General features: G+C 46.8%; 12 protein-coding genes. 9 read left to right on the forward strand and 3 right to left on the reverse strand.

Features of this window, described 5'->3' with window-relative positions; genetic code table 11:
* Positions 1-1,166 precede the first annotated feature (1,166 nt).
* The 3 genes from FN815_RS07695 (at position 1,167) to FN815_RS07705 (ending at position 5,564) form a co-directional block, all read left to right on the forward strand.
* Positions 1,167-2,504, forward strand: coding sequence for a cytochrome ubiquinol oxidase subunit I (locus tag FN815_RS07695; RefSeq protein ID WP_142454051.1), 1,338 nt, complete (start codon positions 1,167-1,169; stop codon positions 2,502-2,504).
* Positions 2,494-3,513, forward strand: a complete 1,020-nt coding sequence (locus tag FN815_RS07700) for a cytochrome d ubiquinol oxidase subunit II (protein ID WP_142454052.1) — start codon at positions 2,494-2,496, stop codon at positions 3,511-3,513. Before FN815_RS07695 ends, FN815_RS07700 begins: the two co-directional genes overlap by 11 nt.
* Positions 3,514-3,659: 146 nt before the next feature.
* Positions 3,660-5,564: a sialate O-acetylesterase gene (locus FN815_RS07705; protein ID WP_142454053.1), complete on the forward strand. Its 1,905-nt coding sequence runs from the start codon at positions 3,660-3,662 to the stop codon at positions 5,562-5,564.
* A gap of 662 nt (positions 5,565-6,226) precedes the next feature.
* On the opposite strand, the gene FN815_RS07710 is transcribed toward FN815_RS07705, so the two are convergent.
* On the reverse strand, positions 6,227-7,687 hold the full coding sequence (locus FN815_RS07710) for a glycine--tRNA ligase (RefSeq protein WP_142454054.1): 1,461 nt from the start codon (positions 7,685-7,687) through the stop codon (positions 6,227-6,229).
* 306 nt (positions 7,688-7,993) lie between these two features.
* Between FN815_RS07710 and FN815_RS07715 the strand changes: the two genes are divergently transcribed.
* A complete protein-coding gene (locus tag FN815_RS07715; RefSeq protein WP_142454055.1) occupies positions 7,994-10,969 on the forward strand; it encodes a lamin tail domain-containing protein in 2,976 nt (991 codons plus the stop codon).
* Positions 10,970-11,375: 406 nt separating this feature from the next.
* A complete protein-coding gene (gene nth, locus FN815_RS07720; RefSeq protein ID WP_142454056.1) occupies positions 11,376-12,086 on the forward strand; it encodes an endonuclease III in 711 nt (236 codons plus the stop codon).
* Positions 12,087-12,756: 670 nt separating this feature from the next.
* Here nth and FN815_RS07725 read toward each other — a convergent pair.
* The gene (locus FN815_RS07725; RefSeq protein ID WP_185957214.1) at positions 12,757-14,601 is read right to left on the reverse strand and encodes a T9SS type A sorting domain-containing protein; all 1,845 of its coding nucleotides are present in this window, start codon (positions 14,599-14,601) and stop codon (positions 12,757-12,759) included.
* Between the two features lie 271 nt (positions 14,602-14,872).
* Between FN815_RS07725 and amrB the strand changes: the two genes are divergently transcribed.
* From amrB to FN815_RS07745, 4 genes are all read left to right on the forward strand, one after another.
* The gene (gene amrB, locus FN815_RS07730) at positions 14,873-16,120 is read left to right on the forward strand and encodes an AmmeMemoRadiSam system protein B (RefSeq protein ID WP_142454058.1); all 1,248 of its coding nucleotides are present in this window, start codon (positions 14,873-14,875) and stop codon (positions 16,118-16,120) included.
* Positions 16,121-16,245: 125 nt separating this feature from the next.
* The gene (locus FN815_RS07735; RefSeq protein WP_142454059.1) at positions 16,246-17,241 is read left to right on the forward strand and encodes an aldo/keto reductase; all 996 of its coding nucleotides are present in this window, start codon (positions 16,246-16,248) and stop codon (positions 17,239-17,241) included.
* Between the two features lie 231 nt (positions 17,242-17,472).
* Complete coding sequence (locus tag FN815_RS07740) at positions 17,473-19,035, forward strand: glycerol-3-phosphate dehydrogenase/oxidase (protein WP_142454060.1); 1,563 nt, start codon at positions 17,473-17,475, stop codon at positions 19,033-19,035.
* A gap of 106 nt (positions 19,036-19,141) precedes the next feature.
* Positions 19,142-19,792 carry a nitroreductase family protein gene (locus FN815_RS07745; RefSeq protein WP_142454061.1) on the forward strand — a complete coding sequence of 217 codons (651 nt, stop codon included), beginning with the start codon at positions 19,142-19,144 and terminating at the stop codon, positions 19,790-19,792.
* A gap of 325 nt (positions 19,793-20,117) precedes the next feature.
* Here the strand turns inward: FN815_RS07745 and FN815_RS07750 are convergent, their stop codons facing one another.
* Positions 20,118-21,452, reverse strand: a complete 1,335-nt coding sequence (locus FN815_RS07750; protein ID WP_185957215.1) for an aminopeptidase P family protein — start codon at positions 21,450-21,452, stop codon at positions 20,118-20,120.
* Positions 21,453-21,485: the final 33 nt, after the last annotated feature.

Here is a 21,485-nt window from a genome sequence, read left to right on the forward strand (position 1 = left end):
GTGGGCTGTTTTTTTGAGGTTTGAGTGGGGATAAAACTGTAAGAACTTATCCCAAAAGAAAATGATACAGGGAAAACCCTATCCATCACCCCGTTTCTCACCTAAATAGCACCTTTCGGCTCACCCTAAAAAGGCCTAAAGTGCACTCTTTTGCAACGCATTTATCGGTTAGGTTTTCCTTTTTAGAAATCCCTTTAACCATTTTTAGGGCTGTAAGTTAACCGGTAGTTATGCGAATCAAAATGAGTATAGTGCCGGAGACACCGACAGGTGTCCAACCATTCTGGTAACAGAATGAGATAGCCCTGAGCCAAAGCTCAGGGTACCATTGAAACAAATAGGCAAACCCCGAATGGGGTGAAACCTTGCGGCTTTTGGGTTGAACCCTGTTCAGGGTTCTGCAGTATCCTGCATCTCATCCCTCGGTTGTATCCACGCTGTGGATTCCACCGGGAGTTATTCATGTAAAACCCCATTTGGGGTTTTCAGCCTCACTTGGTGAGACTTACATAGATGCCTGAATTGTTTGGAGTTTTTTGATATGTAACTTTCGATGAACATGTAGTTAATGTAATCAAACGCTGATAATAATTCGAGACAGCAAATATCTATACTTTTAAATTGGAGAATTCCAATTTCTTCATCTCAAATCTTCCATTTTTGGCAGTTTTTTATTCTGAGGCGCTGGGACGAACACAATGAAAGAGCTGCAGAAACATCGGCACCGTGGATGCTTTTGTGGCGTTTTCGCTATCCAGCGCACGTCCTCGTCCGACGATTGAACACCGGCAATCCTGTTTTTCCGGCCTCCCAACTTCCTGCCTTTGTCAATCGTCGGACCACTTCTGTGTGATTTCAGCGGTATGCACCTGCACAATCTTACGAGCATATGGTTCCATTTTGCCCCATCAGTGGTCAGACGAATTTCTCGGGTTTGTTCTATCCAATTCCATTTCGGCCGGTGAGTCCTGCCCATCTCCTGCCGAATGCATTGTGCAGAGATGCTTTTTTGGGGCTACAATATTTCTCATAGCACCTCAAAGTAAAAACCTTCCCCATTTTTTAATCTTCAATCTTCCTTAAAAACCTCTTCTTCATTTATTCTTCATATAAAAGAATTTGGTTACCTTGATATAAGAGTGTCGGTTTAACAACATAAAATTGTTATGGAAGATCTACTTGCCGCCCGGCTGCAAATGGCCATTTCGCTGGGCTTTCACATCATTTTTGCCTGCATCGGGATGGCCATGCCTTTCCTGATGGCCATCGCAGAATACAAATGGATAAAAACGGGCGAGCAGGTGTACCAGGATTTAGCCAAGGCATGGTCAAAGGGCGTTGCCATCTTTTTTGCCACCGGCGCGGTATCAGGCACTGTGCTTTCGTTTGAGTTGGGCCTGCTCTGGCCGACCTTCATGGAACACGCCGGACCTATTTTCGGGATGCCTTTTTCCTGGGAAGGGACTGCCTTTTTTGTAGAAGCCATTGCACTCGGACTTTTTCTCTACGGATGGGATAAACTCAAACCCTGGGTGCACTGGGGCACCGGTTTAGTGGTAGGGATTTCCGGGGTTGCTTCGGGCATTTTTGTAGTGGCTGCCAATGCCTGGATGAACAGCCCGGCCGGTTTCGACTGGGTGAACGGAGAGGCCATCAATATTGACCCCGTAGCTGCCATGTTTAACGATGCCTGGGCCTCACAGGCCATTCATATGACCATCGCTGCCTTTGTAGCCACCGGTTTTGGGGTGGCGGGCTTGCATGCCTTATTGCTCCTCAAAGACCGTAATAATTTATTTCACCGGAAAGCTCTTAAAATTGCCCTAGCCATAGGCGCTGTTGCCGCCATCCTGCAACCCATCAGTGGTGATTATTCCGCCAAGGATGTAGCTGAACGTCAACCTGCCAAACTTGCTGCCCTGGAAAGCCACTTTGAAACCGAGCGTGGTGCCGACCTGATCATTGGTGGTATCCCGGATGAAGAAAACCGGGAAGTACATTTTGCTATCCGCATTCCCGGAATGCTCAGTTTCCTCGCCCACGGAGACCTGAACGCCGAAGTGATCGGACTGGAAGAATTCCCTGAAGATGAATGGCCGCCGGTGCTGGTCACCCACATCGCCTTTCAAATTATGGTGGGTGCCGGGTTTTTGATGATGTTTGTGGGATTGCTCTACCTCTTTTTCTACTGGAAGAAAAAACACCTGTTGTTTCGTCGCTGGTTTCTCTGGCTAGTGGGTATTTGTACGCCGCTTGGCTTTATTGCCGTGGAAGCCGGCTGGACTGTCACAGAAGTGGGCCGGCAACCCTGGATCATCTATGAAATCATGAAGACGGAAGATGCGCTCTCTTCTATGCCCGGACTGCAATATCCGCTATACCTCATCATTGCGCTCTATCTGCTGCTTACGGTGATTGTAAGCTGGCTGATGTACCGGCAAGTCATCACGCTATCCGACCGCTACCAAACCGCAAACCTCAAAGCCGAAACCGATGCTGATTGAGATTGTCATATTCTTCCTCGGATTATCCATCGTATTCTATGTGCTTTTTGGCGGAGCTGATTTTGGCGCCGGCGTGCTGGAAATTCTCTCCGGCAAAGGCGACCGGGAAACCATTGCTCATGCCATCGGCCCTGTCTGGGAGGCTAATCACGTGTGGCTGGTTTTAGTGGTGGTAATTTTATTCATGGCTTTTCCGAAAGTGTATGCGGCCATGTCGGTACACCTTCACATTCCCCTGTTGCTTATGCTGGTGGGTATCGTGCTGCGCGGCACCGCCTTCACCTACATGCACTATGATGCCATTAAGGATGAAACCAACGATATTTACAACGCTGTATTTAAAATTTCGAGTGTGTTCACTCCCTTGTTTTTGGGAGTGATTGCAGGGGCAGCCACCTTGGGTAAAATCAATCCCGAACCCGAACATTTTGTGGAAGGATTTATCACCCCGTGGCTTAACTTGTTTTCTTTTAGTGTTGGATTATTCACCGTCACCCTCTTCACCTTTCTGGCTGCTATCTATCTGATCGGTGAAACCTCCCAAGAAAAGCAACGATCGGCATTTACCAAAACCGCCCGAAATCTCAATATCGCCGCCGTCTTCATAGGCATTCTCGTATTTGCCTCGGCCCACTTTGAAGGCTTGACTTTACTTAGCATGTTCCTTGATTCCTGGTTTGCCATTCTGATGGCTGCTCTGGCTACGCTTTTACTGCCGGCCATTTGGTGGAGCTTGCAGCATTACAAAGTGATTTTATCCCGCATATTTGCCGCCGGACAGGTGGTGGCCATTCTGCTGGCCTGGTTTTGGGTGCAATATCCGTCTATCATCAACCGCACAGACGGTTTTGAAGACCTCACTTTCTATAATACCGCTGCCCCGGACGCTACCCTCACACAGCTGGTTTGGGCACTGGTAATTGGCTCATGTATTATCCTGCCGTGCCTGTTTTATTTGATGCGGGTATTTAAAGGAGGCCAGTTCACCCAATCAAAAACAAATCAATAAAGTCTTTTATATCTTTTTTTCCTGGCTGTAAGCTTGTCTAAGTGTATTGAATTAAGAATATCAGCTTAATCGTACTGTACTTTTGTTTAAAATTTATTCAACTTATTTGAATAAATTTTAGTACCAGCCTTAAAATCAAGCCTCTCATGTCTAAACTTATTTCCCTCACTTTTATCTTAATGATGAGTGTCTCTTCTCTATTTGCACAAGACCTCAGCCTTCCTAAAATTTTCAGTGATCATATGGTGCTACAACGGGATACCGATGTTCGTTTCTGGGGATGGGCTGATCCCGGAGCCGAGGTCAGTTTGCAACTGGGTGATATCAACCGAATAACCGTTGCCGACCAAGACGGACAATGGGAAGCTTATCTGCCCGATCAGCCGGCGGGTGGGCCGCATACCATCACCATAAAAAGCGGAAAGACCGTCACGCTAAATGATGTGTATTTTGGTGATGTGTGGGTAGCTGGTGGTCAATCCAATATGGAATGGAAACTCAGCTGGATGGTTGAAAACTGGGAAGAGGAAATAGCTAATAGTGGCGATTTCCCGGAAATCCGTTTTTTTGAAATTCCTCAAGCCACCGCACCATCCCCAAAACATAAATTCCCCGGCGGGGAGTGGAAAAAAGCTCATCCCGATAATGCTGGAAATTTCTCTGCTGTAGCCTGGTATTTCGCCAAGCTGAATCATGCTGATAAAGATGTACCGGTAGGTATCGTGGAAAGCAACTGGGGCGGCACTCCGGCCGAAGCGTGGACTCCAGCTTTGCGCCTTCTGGATGTGGATGGCTACAAGCAAGCGGCAAAAGATGTGCTGGATCCCGCTTTAGATTGGGAGCAGGAAATTGCAGAGAATACAGCGCGAAACGAGCGCAAGTTTGAGTTGGTAGGTAACCCGCAAGCAGGGATTGAAGCCAGCGTGCATAAACCCGAATACAATGATGACGATTGGGAGACCGTAAGCCTGCCCACCACTGAGCCTCTTTCAGATGTAGCCTGGCTGCGCAGAACTTTTGCTGTGGATGCAGCTGATGTTGAATCCGTGAGTCTTTTTACCGGGGATATATCACAAGAGTCTTTCTTCTACATAAACGGGGAGCAAGTAGGACAGAAAAGCTGGCAGAATGCCAATGAGACTTTTGATGTGGATCCCGGGCTACTCAAAACTGGAACCAATCACATTGCTTTTCGAGCCGTAAACTCTTGGAATAATCAGGTGAATATCGGTGGTAATAATAACATGTCCATCACCATAAATGGAGAAGAAATGCCGCTTACCGGTGAATGGAAATATTCCAATTCCATTGAGCCGCCCATGCCACAGGTATCTCGCTACGAATGGACTCCGGGCTTTTTATATAACGCCATGATTCACCCCTTGGCCGGTTATTCTATCAAAGGCGCGATCTGGTATCAAGGGGAAAGCAATGCCGGTGTGCATCAATATTACAATGAGCTTTTTGAGGCTATGATCGAAGAATGGCGGGCAAGCTGGCATCAGGGAGATTTTCCTTTTCTGTATGTACAGCTGGCCAATTATATGCAAAAACGTGAGCAGCCCAATGATAGCGACTGGGCCCGCCTCCGCGAAGCACAAACGCAGACACTAACGCTCGCCAACACCGGTATGGCTACTATTATTGATATTGGCGATGCCAACGACATCCATCCCCGCAACAAGCATGACGTAGGTGCCCGGCTCTGGAAAGCAGCTCAAAAAGTGGCTTATGGCGAGCAAATGGTGTATTCCGGGCCGATGTACCGTGGACATGTAGTTGAGGGCGATAAAATTCGCATCAGCCTTAACCACACCGGTTCCGGGCTGATCACCAAAGGCACCGATGAAGTCCTCGGATTTGCCATTGCAGGTGCCGATGAGAAATTCCACTGGGCCAAGGCCAAAATTGATGGAGACGACATTGTGGTCTGGTCGGATAAAGTGGAAAATCCCGTAGCCGTTCGCTATGCCTGGGCCGATAACCCGGATGTTTCGCTGTATAATGAGGAAGGCCTACCTGCTGTGCCGTTTAGAACGGATGAATGGTGACAATCTTATCGCTCCAACGCAGAGCGTGTGGAGCGAGGTGAAAGATTGAATAAATCAGCTTTATGTGAGATATGGGGAAAAATATAAGTCCCGAGAGGGACGGTCGACAGTAGCCACGGAGTTTACTCCGTGGTTTGGAGTTGAATGCATAGCAAAAATCCCAGAGGGATGCCCCATAGCTGCACTTCAATCTCATTTATATCAAATTCGCCAACAATGGGTTCGTCCTTACAGGACTTTTCCCTTTTTGATCTTCTGTTCCACGGAGTTGCCTTCGGCATCGCTTCGCGAAAACTCCGTGGCTAAATTCGGTAATCCCTGCGGGATTTTGAATGGAGTACCTACGCTTAAAATTCTCACTGGCCTTTAATTAGCTAAAGTCCCGAACCTTGTGTTCCTCCGGGAATGTGAAGATGAGACCGGTTTGCAAGCAGCCTCCATGCTGCTGAAAAACAAAGGAGGGTAGTCCTCATTGATGGCTAAATGCTTTCAAACATTGAAAGAGTCCTTGACTCACTTTTTCCTATTTGAACCAGGATTGGTCTCGATTTTCTTGATTGGCAGGATTTTTTAACCACTCCCTCGTTCCCAACCTCTCCCGAACGAATCGGGAGGAATGCTTTGGCAGACCTCCCGGTCCGTCTGATAGCATCCAAATCTAATTAATCCTCTGGTGTCCAGTCTTTCATGCCGTCGCGGATGACTTCGGAGAGACGAGAAACAGGCACTCGGTCCTGACTCATATCATCGCGGTAGCGGATGGTTACCGTGTCTTCGCCTTCAGATTCCACACCGTCAAAATCCACGGTGATACAAAATGGCGTTCCGGCTTCATCCTGGCGGCGATAGCGTTTACCGATGGAACCAGACTCATCATACAGCACAGAAAACTCCTCAAGCAGTTCTTTTTCGATCTTGTGTGCGAGATCCTGCAGTTTGTCTTTTTTGATGAGCGGGAAGATACCGACCTGTGTTGGGGCCAGCTTTGGATTCATCTTCAAAACGGTGCGGGTGTCGCCATCTACTTCTTCTTCGCGGTACGCATCGCAGAGTACCATCAAGGTAAGTCGATCGAGGCCTACGGAGGTTTCAATCACATAAGGAGTAAATCGCTCCTGGTTTTTCTGATCGTAGTAATCCAGCTTTTTGCCGGAGAATTCCTGATGCTGAGTCAGGTCAAAATCGGTTCGGTTGTGGATGCCTTCCACTTCCTGCCAGCCAATGGGATACTTGTATTGAATATCGGCTGCTGCACGTGCGTAGTGGGCCAGCTTGTCTTCCGGGTGGGGCGCAGTGCGGAGGTTCTCCTCGCGGATCCCCATAAATTTATGCCACTCAAGGCGTTTTTCCAGCCATTTTTCGTACTCATCCTCGTCGGTGCCGGGCTTCACAAAATATTGCATTTCCATCTGCTCAAACTCACGCATACGGAATACAAACTGTCGGGCCACCACCTCATTACGGAAAGCCTTACCGGTTTGGGCAATTCCAAAGGGAACCGTTACCCGGGCCGTATCTAATACGTTTTTGTAGTTCACAAAAATACCCTGAGCGGTTTCCGGACGGAGATATACCCCATCATCCTCGCTGCCTGTAGCTCCGAATTGGGTCTTAAACATCAAGTTAAACTGCCGTACTTCAGTCCAGTCAAAGGCGCCGGATTCAGGAGCACGGATTTCATTTTCCATGATGATTTCGTACAAGTCTTCCGTCAGGCTTTTGCGAGAACCACAGGTATCCAGCTTTTCCTGGATGGCATTGGCTTCTTCGTGTTTGTCGTCGCTGCGCAGTTTTTCAATGTACTGCTCAATCAGCATGTCGGCACGGTAGCGTTTCTTGGACTGTTTGTCGTCAATCATGGGATCGTTGAAACCGCCTACGTGACCACTGGCTTCCCACACTTTAGGATGCATAAAGATAGCCGCATCAACCCCAACAATATTGTCGTGGCGACGAGTCATCTCTTTCCACCAAGCATCGCGGATATTACGTTTCAATTCCACGCCCAGCGGACCGTAATCATACACGGCACTAAGGCCACCGTAAATTTCAGAAGATTGAAAGATGAAGCCCCGCGCTTTGGCCAGCGAAACAATTTTATCCAGGTTGTCCAGATTCGACATGTGAGTATGATGTTTACAATTCAAAATTCGTTGAGCGCCAAAGATACGGAATAGAACATTGAAATATTACCCGAAGCCCTGAACATCCCGCTGCTTATCCTTAAAAGAATTCACTTACATAACTCTTATCGAAACAGATTGGTGGTTTCCCCTTTAGCAAACGGACCTGTTGCCGATAACAACTACTGTAAATCCGATAGATCAAGATCTATACCGGTCCAATTATAATTTATCTTGAATTACGACTACCTTTGGTGACTGTCTATTTTTACTGATACTTGGGTATAAACAACTAAAATTTTTCTGATGAAACACTCCATTCTACTGGTACTGTTGGGCTTTGCCGTGTCTGCTCTGCCTGCACACGCACAAATCAAGATTAATGAAATTGTTGCTTCTAACGGTTCTTCCCTGACCGATGAGCAAGGCGAAGCTGACGACTGGGTTGAAATTTTTAACGCCGGCGAAGTCTCTGTAAACTTTGGCGGGATGTATGTAACCGATGATCCCGAAGAGCCCCTGAAATGGCAGATACCTTCCGATCAAAGCAATCAAACTACCATTGGTCCCGGCGAATACCTGGTACTTTGGTTTGATGGAGATCCGGAACAGGGAGCCCTGCATGTGGACACCAAGCTTAGTGCCAGCGGTGAATACGTTATTTTAACGGATGATGACGGAGTCACCCGTATTGATTCCGTTGCATTTCCCGAACTCGAAGAAGACATAGCCTGGGGAAGGAACCCGGACGGCAGTGGTGCTTTCACGTATCTAAATCCCACACCCTTAGCTACCAACTCAGGAAGTGAGCTCCAACAACAGGCCGAAGCACCTTCTTTTACTCTGGAATCCGGATTCTATTCATCTTCGCTGGTAATTGGTATTGAAGCTCCTTCTGAGGATGCACAGATTAGATACACGATAGGCGGAGGTATCCCTACAACTAGTTCTACGCTTTATGAGGGCCCCATTACCATTGATTCCTCAGCCGTACTACGTGCCATAGCTATTGAACCGGGCAAAGCAATCAGCCCGATAAGCACAAACACCTATTTATTTGGAGACTCACATACCATTCCTGTAGTCACGTTTGTCATGGATCCCGACAGCCTGTTCGGCGAAGAGGAGGGAATGTATGTAATTGGAGATTCCGCCGAGGCGGGAGAAAACTTCCCATTCTTTGGTGCCAATTTCTGGGAAGAATGGGAACGTCCGGTTCATATCGAATATCTGAATCGATCCGGCTCGGTAGAATTTGAGTTTGATGGGGGAGCGAGTATCGGCGGTAACTTTAGCCGCGGTTTCCCTAAAAAATCATTCATCATTAATAACAACTCCAGCTATGGAATTGACGAACTGGACTACGACCTCTTTCCGGAAAATGATTACACCGAGTACGATGGTTTTGGGTTGCGCGCCGGGGCCGAAGAACGTTCGCGACTGCTAAACGAGCTGATGTACACCATTAACCAAGACTGGAATCATCATAATGCCATGCAAGCTTACCAGCCGGTGGTATTGTATTTAAACGGGCAGTATTGGGGCGTGTATAATCTGCAAGAGCGTAAAAACGATGATTTTGTAGAATCCCGTTTTGGCTACGACGATATTGATATGATTAAGGATTACAGCGAAGTCAAAGACGGCAACTATGAGTCTTATGATGCGCTGCTGGATTTATTTCAGGATGAATCCTTGCAAGGGGAAGAGTTTTTTGCGATAGCCGACTCTTTGATTGATCTCCAAAGTTTTACCGATCATTGGGTATACCAGGTATATACCTCTCACGGCGATCCCAATAACCTGCGCTACTGGCGTCCACGGGAAGCGGGAGGGAAATGGCGCTATATCTCTCATGATTTTGACTGGTGGAAAAATCTCGGCGATGACTGGGATGAATACGAGCGGGTTTTTACGAGATATCTGAGCGAAGAGCCTGCCGGCTTTTGGATTATTGGTCGGATGATGGAAAACGAAACCTACCGGGAGATGTTTCTTAATCGTTTAGCCGATATGATGAACACCGCCTTTGAGCCTTCGTACATGCTTGGAGTGATTGACTCCATCGACACCGCCATCAACCCTGAAATGCCCCGCGACACTCTAAGATGGAGTGATGGCTGGTTTGATATCGGCGGTCCAACCAATTACGATATGGAGTACACCCGCGACATCACCGAAGAATATGTAGTGAATTATCCCCGCTTCATCTACACTGAAATCCGGGATACCCTGCAAATCGATACTTTGGTTGTGCAGCTTGCCCAGACTTCAAATGGTACCGTGCAATTGAATTCCATCACCCCAAATACGGTGGTCGGAGATTGGACCGGGGTGTATTTTGAAAACACAAGCATCACCCTGCAAGCCCATCCCGAACCGGGTTACGAGCTCACCAGCTGGATGATAAACGGAGAAACTGCGGGTGCTGACAAAGAAATTTCTGTTGCTCTCGGCTCCACCTCCATTGAGATAGAAGCCACCTTTGGCGCTGTAGAAAACGATGAAATTGTCATCAATGAAATCAACTACAACTCCAGCGATGATATAAACACCGGGGACTGGGTGGAGCTGTTCAACTATTCTTCGGTTGATATTGACCTCTCCGGATGGACCTTTCGGGATGAGGACGACGAGCACGCATTTGTGATCCCTGACGGGGTGATTATTGCCGCCCAGGGATATCTTGTGCTTTCTGATGACACGGCTGCTTTTCGAAGTATACATCCCAATGTACCGATGGTAGATCTTGAAGTTGATTTTGGCCTTGGAGGTGGAGGTGATCAGGTTCGGATCTTCAATTCCAATGGAGTGCTCATTGATCGTGTGGAATACACCGATGACGAGCCCTGGCCCACCGCTGCCGATGGAGAGGGCTACACGCTGGCTTTGCTTTCGTATGAGCTGGATAATGCCTTGGCTGAAAGCTGGGGCGCCTCTGATCAGCTGGGAGGAACGCCCGGCAGAGATAATTGGGAGATCATCAACAGTACGAAAGAAAAACCGGAAACACCCCGAACCTTTAGCCTGCAACAAAATTACCCCAACCCGTTCAACCCCACTACGGTCATTAGTTATGAGCTCGCTGAAAACAGCCGGGTGAAGCTTAAAGTGTTTGATATGCTGGGCCGGGAAGTGGCCACTTTGGTGAATGGTGATCGTCAGGCTGCCGGACAGCATCAGATATCATTTGATGCCCGGAATTTATCGAGTGGCGTGTATATTTATCGCCTCACCGCTGAAAACTTCTCTTCCACAATGAAAATGATTTTACTGAAGTAACCACGAATTTAGATTTGAGGTCCAAAAAAAGGATGTGCCGGTTCAAGGCGCGTCCTTTTTTTATTTATTTCATTCCCGGGTTTAAAGGCCGGAAGCTCTGCTCTCACTTTTACTATCTTAACGTGAGTTCGATATAAAAACCCGTCATTGTGAGGTATTCAGCGACCGTATGGGAGCAAATACCGTGGCAATCTCCCGGATAATGCCTCTGAGCGTTATTAGGAAGATCGCTTCGTCGGTAGACATACTATCTTATGTACGCAAATGGGCTCCTCGCGTTGACCAGCCTATTTTTGTATCATTTTTATCTCGAACTGAGGTTCTCCTAAATACCACCTGCGTATCTATCTACAAAATCATACCTTCTGAGCCAAAGATAACTGTTTACTGCTAACTGATCACTGAAATGGCGAAAGCAAAAGACGACCTTCCCAAGCTTCCTAAAAAATCAAAGAAACAAAAAGAGCGGGCGCTGGAAATCCTGAATGAGCTCTACCAGCATTATCCCAATCCGCATTGTGAGCTTAACCACCGCAATCCTTTTGAACTGTTAATAGCCACCATTTTGAGTGCGCAGTGTACCGATGTGCGGGTTAATAAAACCACTCCGGCTTTGTTTGAAACCTATCCCACGCCGGAACTCATGAAAGATGCACCGCTGAAGGAGCTTCAAGAATTGGTTCGCTCAACAGGTTTTTATAAGAATAAAGCCAAGGCTCTTAAAGAATCATCGCGGATAATAGTAGAAGAGTTTGACGGCGAGGTGCCGAAGAATATGAAAGATCTCCTTAAACTCAGGGGAGCTGCAAGAAAGACCGCCAATGTAGTGTTGGGCAATGCCTTTGGCATCAATGTAGGCGTGGTAGTAGATACCCACGTGAAACGTTTTTCCAATCGCTTTGGGCTGACTAAAGAGAAGAAAAATACCAACAAAATTGAAAAGGACTTGATGGCCCTGTTTCCCCGTGAAAGCTGGACCGATTTATCGCACCTGATGATTCATCATGGCCGCGGTCCTTGTAAAGCCCGAATTTCCGAAGCACCGGATCATCCCTTGTGCAAAAAATACGGCGTAAATTGCGAGTGCCAGAAGATGAGGGAAGAGCAAGGGGATTAATATTATTTATGCAGTAGCCTCCTAAACGTTAAAGAATCTGTAGTACTTCATGTGCCATCGCTCCATATTCTGTGTCTCTTTGGAGAGACCGGTTTTTCAACAGCCCTGTGCTGATGAAAAACCAGAGAGGGTAGTGCCAGTGGCTATCTCGTGATTTAAGGCTCGGTACGAATCCATGGCTTCCCTCTCCCTCGCTCCATGAGCAAGCTCATTCCGCATGCCCTCTCCAAAGAGGGACACTGTTCTTGCTTTTTTTATCCTTCCAATTCATTCTAATCACGAAACCTTTGTTGACAGATACAATCATTCCCTGGGTGTACGATGGGATTAGTTTGGCTTTTAAATTAGCGTCAGTTCGAGATGAGAAATAAATTGCTCCGGCCTTCAGGCCGATGAAAGCAAATCTCTTTTATAACGAACCCGAATTTTGATGGCATAAACGTCCATATGTTTGTAGAGGGTTGGCGAAACGCAGGGTAAAAGGCCATACAGCAAAAGCTTTGAAGAATAGGTCATTTCATTCATCCATTGGGGCAAAGCTTTATTTTTCTTGTCTTTTTTCACCGGCCTGAAGGCAGGAGCAATTACCGTAGAAGTTGAAAAAGCCTGCCCCTTACTTTTTTAGCAAGGGCAAGACTTTTCCGATCTTATATGTGGTGCAAACAGCCGTTTATTTGATGAGCGTGAATTTCTTGGCCTGGCTAAATTCTCCGGCTTCTAAACGGTATAAATACACTCCGCTAGCCAGATTTCCGGCATCAAATTTGAAGCTATGTTCTCCATGTCCAACTCGCCCTTCAAAGATCGTAGCCACTTCCTGCCCAAGCATATTATATACCTTCAGGCTAATGTTTGAAGTCTTAGGCAGTGAAAAACTGATATTCGTACTTGGGTTGAACGGGTTTGGGTAGTTTTGTTCTAAGCTGATGCGGTTAGGCATAGATACGGCGGTAGGCTCATCTTTTGTACTGGTAAAGATCATTTCAGGTCCAAATACAAATGAACGGTTTTCACCAACATCATTATTACTCACCATAACAGAATCATTTCCTGCCAGATCGGAACTGAAAATCCCGCCATTAAATCCCCAATACAATCGGTCTTCATAAATAGCCAGATCTCCCGGACGTCCGCCTTCGGTAATCACCGCTTCCTCACCGGAACCATCTATAGCCAATTTTATGATATTATCGTAGCCATAAGCATACAGGCTGTCGTTAGTAGCAGAGTAAGCCAGATCCGTGAGATATTGCGTACTGCTGATTCTGGTACTGCTGTCACTATCTATGGTCATTTTGTGAATTCCTTCAATTCGCTCTCTTCCGTCGACCAGCCAGAACACTTCATCCGTGGCATTTTTATACTCGATATCAGGAATACGCGTGGTACTTGAAGAACTAATCGAGGTCAGCATTTGCGGATTACTTCCATCAAGTTCACCCATATAAATCTGAGCTTCATAGCCTTCGGAGATAGCCCAGAAAAGACGTTCATTTTCCTCATCGATCTCAATGGAATTTATTTCATCCTCATTACTGAATAATACTTCTAATTCCCCGCTGCCATCTGCTGCGGTTTTAACAACCTTATACGGTTGACCATAAATATCATCTTCATCCCGGATCCAAATCAACTCGTCTGTATTTTCATTATAGACCATTTTCCCCGGATCAATTAAACCGCTGTTTTGTCCATCATACAGCGTAGTCACGTCAGTGCCATCCATATTCATCTTCAGGATCGCATTGGTATACCTCCTTATGACGTACATTTCATTATTAGAAGTATCCAGAAACAGGCCGTTGAATGCATCTACTGCTTCGGTAAAAACATCTTCAACCTGACTTCCATCAAGGTTTGCCCGCTGAATTTTTCCAGGCACCTCATCATCATAAATATCGCCTTCACTGGTCCAATACATTTTACCCGCTTCCACATCCAGCTTTATTCTCTGGCCTTCTTCAAAACCGGAATCGATCAGCACTTCCATTCCGCTTCCGTCCAGATTCATTCTTTGGATCTCATCATTTGTTGTCACGATGTATAGCTTTCCACTTTGTTGATCCAGCGCAATTCCCCTGGCTTCGTCGGTGCCGGTGCCAAGTGGGCCGGAAATCTCTTCGTTGTAAGGGTTCACTCTAAATACGCCTTCATAAGCATCTGCCACGTAAATAATGTTATTTACATTATCCATAACCAGGGCATTAGGCCAGTCCAGGCCATCATCCTCATTTAGCAAGGTGTCAATTACTTGCCCTTCATAATTCATTGAAATTAAGGCGCTTTCCTTTTCACTTTCTGAGCCCTCCCGAACGGTGAAATAAATGGTTTCCGTTTCCGGGTTTACCACTACATCAGTTGGCCAGCCCAAGCCCGTTTCTACCGAATTAATGATAGAACGCATGTCAGGCTGCGTGGTATCCGTTGATGCAGTCATTATCGTTTCTGCAAACAGATCAGCCCAATAAAGTTGAGCTTCCTGAGTATCTACCCAAAGTCCTATTGGATAATCCATATTTTGGTGCATCAGCTGTTTAGACTTCCCCGATTGAATGTCTGTTGCTATTAACCCCTTTCGATCTGTCTGATAAATAGTTTGTGCTTGACCGATACCCCCCATCAGAGCAGCAATTAATAAAATGAAAAATAGTTTTATTATAGATTTTATATTCATTTTTTAGTCTTAATTTGAATTTAATGATCGTTGTAGATGTAGTAATGCATACGTAAGTGATTAATAAATAAGCTCACCAAGACATCATTTAAATCAGCTCTCTTAAATCTTTATGTCATCTAATATTTTCAACTCCTACACCGACCCCATACCACCGCTTCGGTTTAACGTGCAGATCATCCCAATAAAACAGAACGGTCAGAACTACCTCTATTTTCAGGATCAATACGGCTATGCCACTGGCAACTTTGCGGTACCTCAATCTGCTCAGTCTATTTTTTCTCTGTTTGATGGTCAGCGCAGCGTAGAAGACCTGATGGAATTTACCGGCAATGGCGTCACCAAAGAGCAAATCCTGGAATACGTGCAGTTTTTGGATGAAAACGCTCTGCTGCACTCGCCTTATTTTAAAGAACACGCCCGCAAAACCGAGGAAGAATATGAATCCTCTGGTGTTCACAAATCCAACACCGCCGGCTTTTCTTATCCCGATGATGAAGAGGAAATGACCCACTTTTTTGATGAGGCTTTTGGAAAGCTGGCTACCACCGCCCCGGTAGATTCAGCCAAAGCACTGTACGCCCCACACATCGATATCCGCGTGGGGATGAACAGCTATGTGAAGGCTTTTTCGTCCATCCAAAACATCACCCCAAAACGCGTGGTGATTCTGGCTACTTCTCATTATTCAGGTCTCTATCCGGATATTTACGAAGAACGGCCCTTCGTTATCTCCCAAAAGGATTTTGAAATGGTAAATGGCACGGTAAAGGCTGACCAGGAAGCCATCAAAAAACTTAAAGAGCAAATCGGGGAGGATGCCGAGCATTATGGCGTAACCTTTCAGGACCGGGCCCACCGGGTAGAGCACAGCATTGAGCTGCACCTGGTATTTCTAAACCACCTTTGGAATCATGATTTCGAAATCATCCCCATTGTAGTAGGCAGCCTGGATGAGCTGTTTTATAAGGCCGATGGCTTCCAGGGAAAGCAGGTAGAGAATTTTGCTGGTCTGCTGAACGAGCTTTACGGCCAAGATGACGAAACTTTCTTCCTCATCAGTGGCGACCTGGCGCATGTGGGCAAAAAGTTCGGAGATGATAAACCGGCCAAAGAGCTATTCGAAGAGGTACGAAATTTCGACGAATCCTTCCTGGATTTTGGGGCTGCAGGCAACTCCGATCGTATATTGCAACTGATGAGTCAAAAATATGACCCATACCGCATTTGCGGATACCCGCCGCTGTACTCTTTTTTGAAAACCCTGCCTGATTCCCGCGGAGAAATACTTAGCTACGATATCTGGGATGAAAGTGAACGCGAAAGTGGGGTAAGCTTTGGCTCCATCCTTTATAAATAGCAGGGAACTTTGGCCTGATATCAGCAGTATTTCATGGAAAACACCTGGAGCTTTCCAGAATTTTTTGGAAGTGTATTTTGTTAACCCTTTCGGAATCAACAAAATAAAACCGAATATACAATACCATGAAATACAAGAAACTTGGACACTCTGAGGTAGAAGTAACCCCCATTGCATTTGGCGCCTGGGCTATTGGCGGCTGGATGTGGGGCGGTGCCGACAAACAGGATGCCATAAAGGCCGTGCAGACGGCTTACGAGCAGGGCATCACCACCATTGATACGGCACCGGTCTACGGCTTTGGACAGGGTGAAGAGCTGGTAGGCGAGGCCCTCAAAGACATCCCCCGGGAAAAATACCAGATCTTGACCAAGTATGGCCTGAACTGGGAAAGTGAGGACGGGGATTTTTATTTCGAAACCGAGGATAATGACGGGAACCCGTTGAAGGTGTACAAATGGGCGTCTAAAGAGCGGGTCAAGAAAGAATGTGAGGATAGCCTCCGCCGCCTGCAAACCGATTACATTGACTTGTACCAAATTCACTGGCCAGACAGCACCACCCCGGTTTCGGAAACTATGAAAGCCGTGCAGGAGCTGATGGATGAAGGTAAAATTCGGGCGGCCGGCGTATGTAATTACTCTACGGATTTGGTTGATGAAGCCCTGAAAACCGTTGATTTGGCCACCAACCAAGTGCCTTACAGCCTCATCAAGCGTGGAAATGAAAAGGATGTAATCCCGCAGGCTAAAGAAAAGGGGATGCATATTTTGCCTTACAGTCCATTACAAAGAGGTTTGCTGACGGGTAAGATTGAGCCCGGCCATGAGTTTCCAGATGACGACGGCCGAAAAAACAGTAAGTTCTACACCGACGAAAACATCCGAAAGGCCAACCAGTTGCTGGAAGAGATCAAACCTATTGCTGAAAAATACGATGCCACTTTTGCGCAGTTAGTGATTAACTGGACGACACGTCAGCCTGCCATGGGTACTGTATTGGTGGGCGCACGCAACCAGCAACAAGTGAAAGACAACGCTGGGGCCATGGACTTTGAGCTTAGTGAAGACGAAGTAAAAGCCATTACCGCAGCGTCAGAAAAATACTTTCCCCTGGATTAGGAGTTTTTAGTTTTTAGGGTTGAGTTTTGAGTTAGACCTAAATTTTTCTGTATACCCTAAAGTCAATAGCGGTCATTCCTGCACAGGCAGGAATCTTATTCTGGCCAGTAAATCTACGGTAAAGTCTTAATAAACCATTAGATTTCGGGCCTCACCGACAAATACGTCGGGATAGGTATGCCACGAAATGAGCTCAGATCATAAATTATCACAAACCAAAATGCCTTTGCCATGAACCGATCCGAATTTTTAGAGCAGGTTGAAAACTTTAATGACTACTGGGATGTGGTGGTAATTGGCGGCGGGGCCACCGGCCTGGGCGTTGGGGTGGATGCGGCATCCCGTGGCTATAAAACCCTGCTCCTGGAGATGCATGATTTTGCTAAGGGTACTTCCAGCCGCAGCACCAAACTGGTGCATGGCGGGGTCCGATATTTGCAACAGGGCGACGTTTCGCTGGTCATTGAAGCTTTGCATGAACGTGGTCTGTTGATTCAGAATGCACCGCATTTGGTTAGCCATCAATCCTTTATAGTGCCGAGCTACGAGTGGTGGAACGGGCCTTTTTATGGAGTAGGATTGAAAGTGTATGATGCATTGGCCGGCAAGCTGGGCATCAATAAATCCAAGAATCTCTCTAAAAAAGAAACGCTAGAAAAAATTCCTACGCTGGAGTCCAAGGATTTGCGGGGCGGGGTGATTTACTACGACGGGCAGTTTGATGATTCCCGGCTTTCCGTCAACCTGGCTCAAACCATCCACGATCAAGGTGGCGTACCGTTAAATTATATGAAAGTGACCGGGCTTAGTAAAAACAATAATGGGCTGATTGACGGCGTGAAAGCCCGCGACATGCTGAACGGCAAAAGCCATGAAATCAACGCCCGGGTGGTCATAAATGCCACCGGTATCTTTACCGATGAAATTCTGGATATGGATGAGGCAGATCATGAGCGCCTCATTCAGTGCGCCCAAGGCATTCACCTCGTGCTGGATAAAGAATTCCTGCCGGGCGAATCCGCCATCATGGTACCGCATACCGACGACGGCCGTGTACTCTTTGCCGTACCCTGGCACAATAAAGTGATCGTGGGCACCACCGATACGCCCATCGAAAAGCCCACCCTGGAACCGGTGGCACAAGAAGAGGAAATTGATTTCGTACTACGTCATGCGGCCCAATATCTCACTAAAAATCCTACCCGTAAGGATGTGAAGAGCGTGTTTGCAGGATTACGTCCGCTGGTAAAACCGCCGGAATCTTCCAAAACCTCGGAGATTTCGCGCAGCCATCATCTACAGGTTTCTGAATCGGGTCTGGTCACTATCACCGGGGGTAAATGGACGACCTATCGCAAGATGGCTGAAGACACCATGGACCGTGCGGCGATGGTAGCCGGACTGGAAGTAGAGGAATGTCCTACCAAAGAGTTACGTATTCATGGCTGGTTAAAGAATGTGGACCGCGATGATCATTTGTACGTCTACGGTTCAGATCGCGTGGCCCTCAAGCACCTGTTGGATGAACAACCTGAATTAGCAGAAAAAATACATCCCGACTTACCTTATTTGAAAGGAGAGGTTATCTGGGCCGTTCGAAATGAGATGGCGCAAACCATTGAAGACTTTCTTGCCCGCCGAACCCGGGCTTTACTTCTGGATGCGAAGGCCAGTATAGAAATGGCGGAAGAGGTGGGCCGGCTTATGGCTCAGGAATTTGGCAAAGACGAATCCTGGGTGCAGCAGGAAGTGAAGGAGTATAAACAGGTGGCCAAGAATTATATGATTGGGTAGGGAATTTTGAATTATGAATGTTGAGTTTTGAATTCGGCTCTTATTCATTCCCTGTTACTTCCTTATCTTTGTTTTGATATCAAAAAGTGTTCAACTATAAAATCCTATGAGAACCGAAGAAGCTATCCGAAACCGGCGGACCCATAAAATGAAGGGTGATGCCGGAAACCCCTTACCTATCACAAAAGGCAAAGAATTTCGTCAGACTATGGAAGAACTGATCGCACTGGCCGGTCGTGCCCCTTTTCATTATACCAGTGAAGAAAACCTGCGTTCTAAAGAACTTGAAGGAGCCGAACCCTGGCGTTTTCATGCACTTGAGTGCACCACTTGTCGCAGCTTACTGAAAGACTTCAACGAGGATCGTCCTATAAAATGTAGCGATGGCATCAAGCAAATGCTGGCTGTGGCTGATGGTCTGATTTTAACGACCTGGCTTCCTGAGGGATCAAGTAAGCTCGACAGAAAATATTATCCCAACATAAAAAACATGGAGCATATTGCGGCTACCGGGGCAGCCATCCAGAACCTGTTATTGGCCGCAACCTCACGGGGTATTGCCAATTACTGGTCTTCGGGCGGGTGTTTTCGTAAGCCAAAAATGATGCAGTATCTCGGCATCCCTGAACATGAAATACTGCTGGGTGCACTGTTCCTGTTTCCCGAAACGGACCGTGAGGACGTTATCGTGAAACCGGGCAAAAATACCGATCAACGGGGAGCACCCTCTGCATGGGCAAACTGGATAAAAAAATAAACCACCCTGTCCTGTAAGTATTAGGATTTAGTTGGGGACTTAAAGTTCCACTCTCTCCTCCACTACGGTCATCCAGAGGGTACCCCCGATGGATCCTGCATGTAGCAGAGCATCTTTAAACAATTTCCTATACTATACTTCCAGTGGCTAAAGCATTGTTGCTCGTGGCAGGTTGGTGAACATTTTCTGGCTGAGTTTCTTCGGGAGTACCCTCAGAATGACTCCATGATTTTAGCATTAGATTTCTTCGCAATACTAAAGTGCTGCACTAAAAGTACAGGGTTTTAAACCCTCCGCTGAGACCAATAAACCTTGCCGGGCTAGTTTAGCCAGCCATCAGTTTTTCAATATCCTCGCGTGATTTTGGTACATCGGTCAGGTTTTCGCAACCATCATCCGTAACCACCACATTATCCTCAATGCGAATTCCACCGAACTCAAAGAGCTTAGTCAGCTTATCTGCATTCAGGAACTTGGATTGGGTATCATCTTCAATAGCAGGAATTAGCAAGGCTGGAATGAAATAGATACCAGGCTCGATAGTAATCACCATACCGGGCTGCAGATCACGGCGCACTCGCAGAAATTTGATACCGGGCCGGTCAATACGCTCTACGCCTTTGGGATATCCTCCAACATCGTGGGTATCGAGGCCGAGAAAGTGTCCAAGTCCGTGCGGGAAAAAGAGGGCAAAAATATCGTTCTCCATCATATCATCCACAGACCCTTTTACCAAATCCAGCTCTTTCAAGCCCTCCATCATAATACGGGCGGCGTTCATGTGGAGGTCTTCCATTTTAACGCCGGGATCAACCTGTTCAATGCAGGTATTCAGCGCATTCAACACGGCATCATACACACCGGCCTGAATATCGGTGAATTTACCATTGGCCGGATAAGTGCGGGTGTAGTCGGATGCATAGCCTTTGTACTCGTGGCCGGCATCCAGTAAAAACAGGTCGCCATCCTTAATCTTGCTGGTATTTTCTACATAGTGCAGAATCGCACCGTTTTTTCCACTGGCAAAGATTCCATTATAGGCATCCTGCTGCAGTCCATGCTCATACTGAACCTTGGTAAAAGCAGCTTTCACTTCATACTCAAACATCCCCGGTTTGATGATTTCCATGGCGCGCCGGTGGGCTTTGTTGTTTACCTCGGCCGCCTTGCGCATCAGCTTCAGCTCGTCATCGGTTTTGAGCACCCGGCAGTAGGTGAGCGCATCCTGCAGGCTTTCAATATCCACCTCAAAACTGCGGTCCAGGTCTTCTACCAATTCGGCATCAACCTCGCTTAGGCAATACACCTTTTCTGGACTGATGTTGTTCAGCACATGCAAAATCTCATTATCATAATGCAGGTGATCGGGCTCATACTGCTGCTGGTAGGTATCTTTTGATTTCACATAGCCGTGCCACACTGCATACTGGGCATCTCTCTTGGGTACAAAAAGATGATATTCCTCGGTTTTCAAATCCAGGATCAATGCACAATCCGGTTCATTCACCCCGGTGAGATACCAAAAATTGGATTCCTGCCGAAACGGGTACTCATAATCGGTTTCATCCCGGTAAAAAATTTCAGAGCCTTGCATAAACACAACGCCGCTTTGCCCTTCATCAAATAGTGAAAATAATTTCTCGCGGTGTTTCTTGTACATAATTTCGCCTTTTTGGGGTGATGATTAGCAGGT

It is taken from the genome of Gracilimonas mengyeensis (assembly GCF_900182705.1).
GTDB classification, from domain to species: Bacteria; Bacteroidota; Rhodothermia; order Balneolales; family Balneolaceae; genus Gracilimonas; species Gracilimonas mengyeensis.

Coding starts and splice junctions, on each gene's coding strand:
- FN815_RS07695 (WP_142454051.1), top strand. CDS start 1,167: ATGGAAGATCTACTTGCCGCCCGGCTGCAAATGGCCATTTCGCTGGGC.
- FN815_RS07700 (WP_142454052.1), top strand. CDS start 2,494: ATGCTGATTGAGATTGTCATATTCTTCCTCGGATTATCCATCGTATTC.
- FN815_RS07705 (WP_142454053.1), top strand. CDS start 3,660: ATGTCTAAACTTATTTCCCTCACTTTTATCTTAATGATGAGTGTCTCT.
- FN815_RS07710 (WP_142454054.1), bottom strand. CDS start 7,687: ATGTCGAATCTGGACAACCTGGATAAAATTGTTTCGCTGGCCAAAGCG.
- FN815_RS07715 (WP_142454055.1), top strand. CDS start 7,994: ATGAAACACTCCATTCTACTGGTACTGTTGGGCTTTGCCGTGTCTGCT.
- nth (WP_142454056.1), top strand. CDS start 11,376: ATGGCGAAAGCAAAAGACGACCTTCCCAAGCTTCCTAAAAAATCAAAG.
- FN815_RS07725 (WP_185957214.1), bottom strand. CDS start 14,601: ATGGATTATCCAATAGGACTTTGGGTAGATACTCAGGAAGCTCAACTT.
- amrB (WP_142454058.1), top strand. CDS start 14,873: ATGTCATCTAATATTTTCAACTCCTACACCGACCCCATACCACCGCTT.
- FN815_RS07735 (WP_142454059.1), top strand. CDS start 16,246: ATGAAATACAAGAAACTTGGACACTCTGAGGTAGAAGTAACCCCCATT.
- FN815_RS07740 (WP_142454060.1), top strand. CDS start 17,473: ATGAACCGATCCGAATTTTTAGAGCAGGTTGAAAACTTTAATGACTAC.
- FN815_RS07745 (WP_142454061.1), top strand. CDS start 19,142: ATGAGAACCGAAGAAGCTATCCGAAACCGGCGGACCCATAAAATGAAG.
- FN815_RS07750 (WP_185957215.1), bottom strand. CDS start 21,452: ATGTACAAGAAACACCGCGAGAAATTATTTTCACTATTTGATGAAGGG.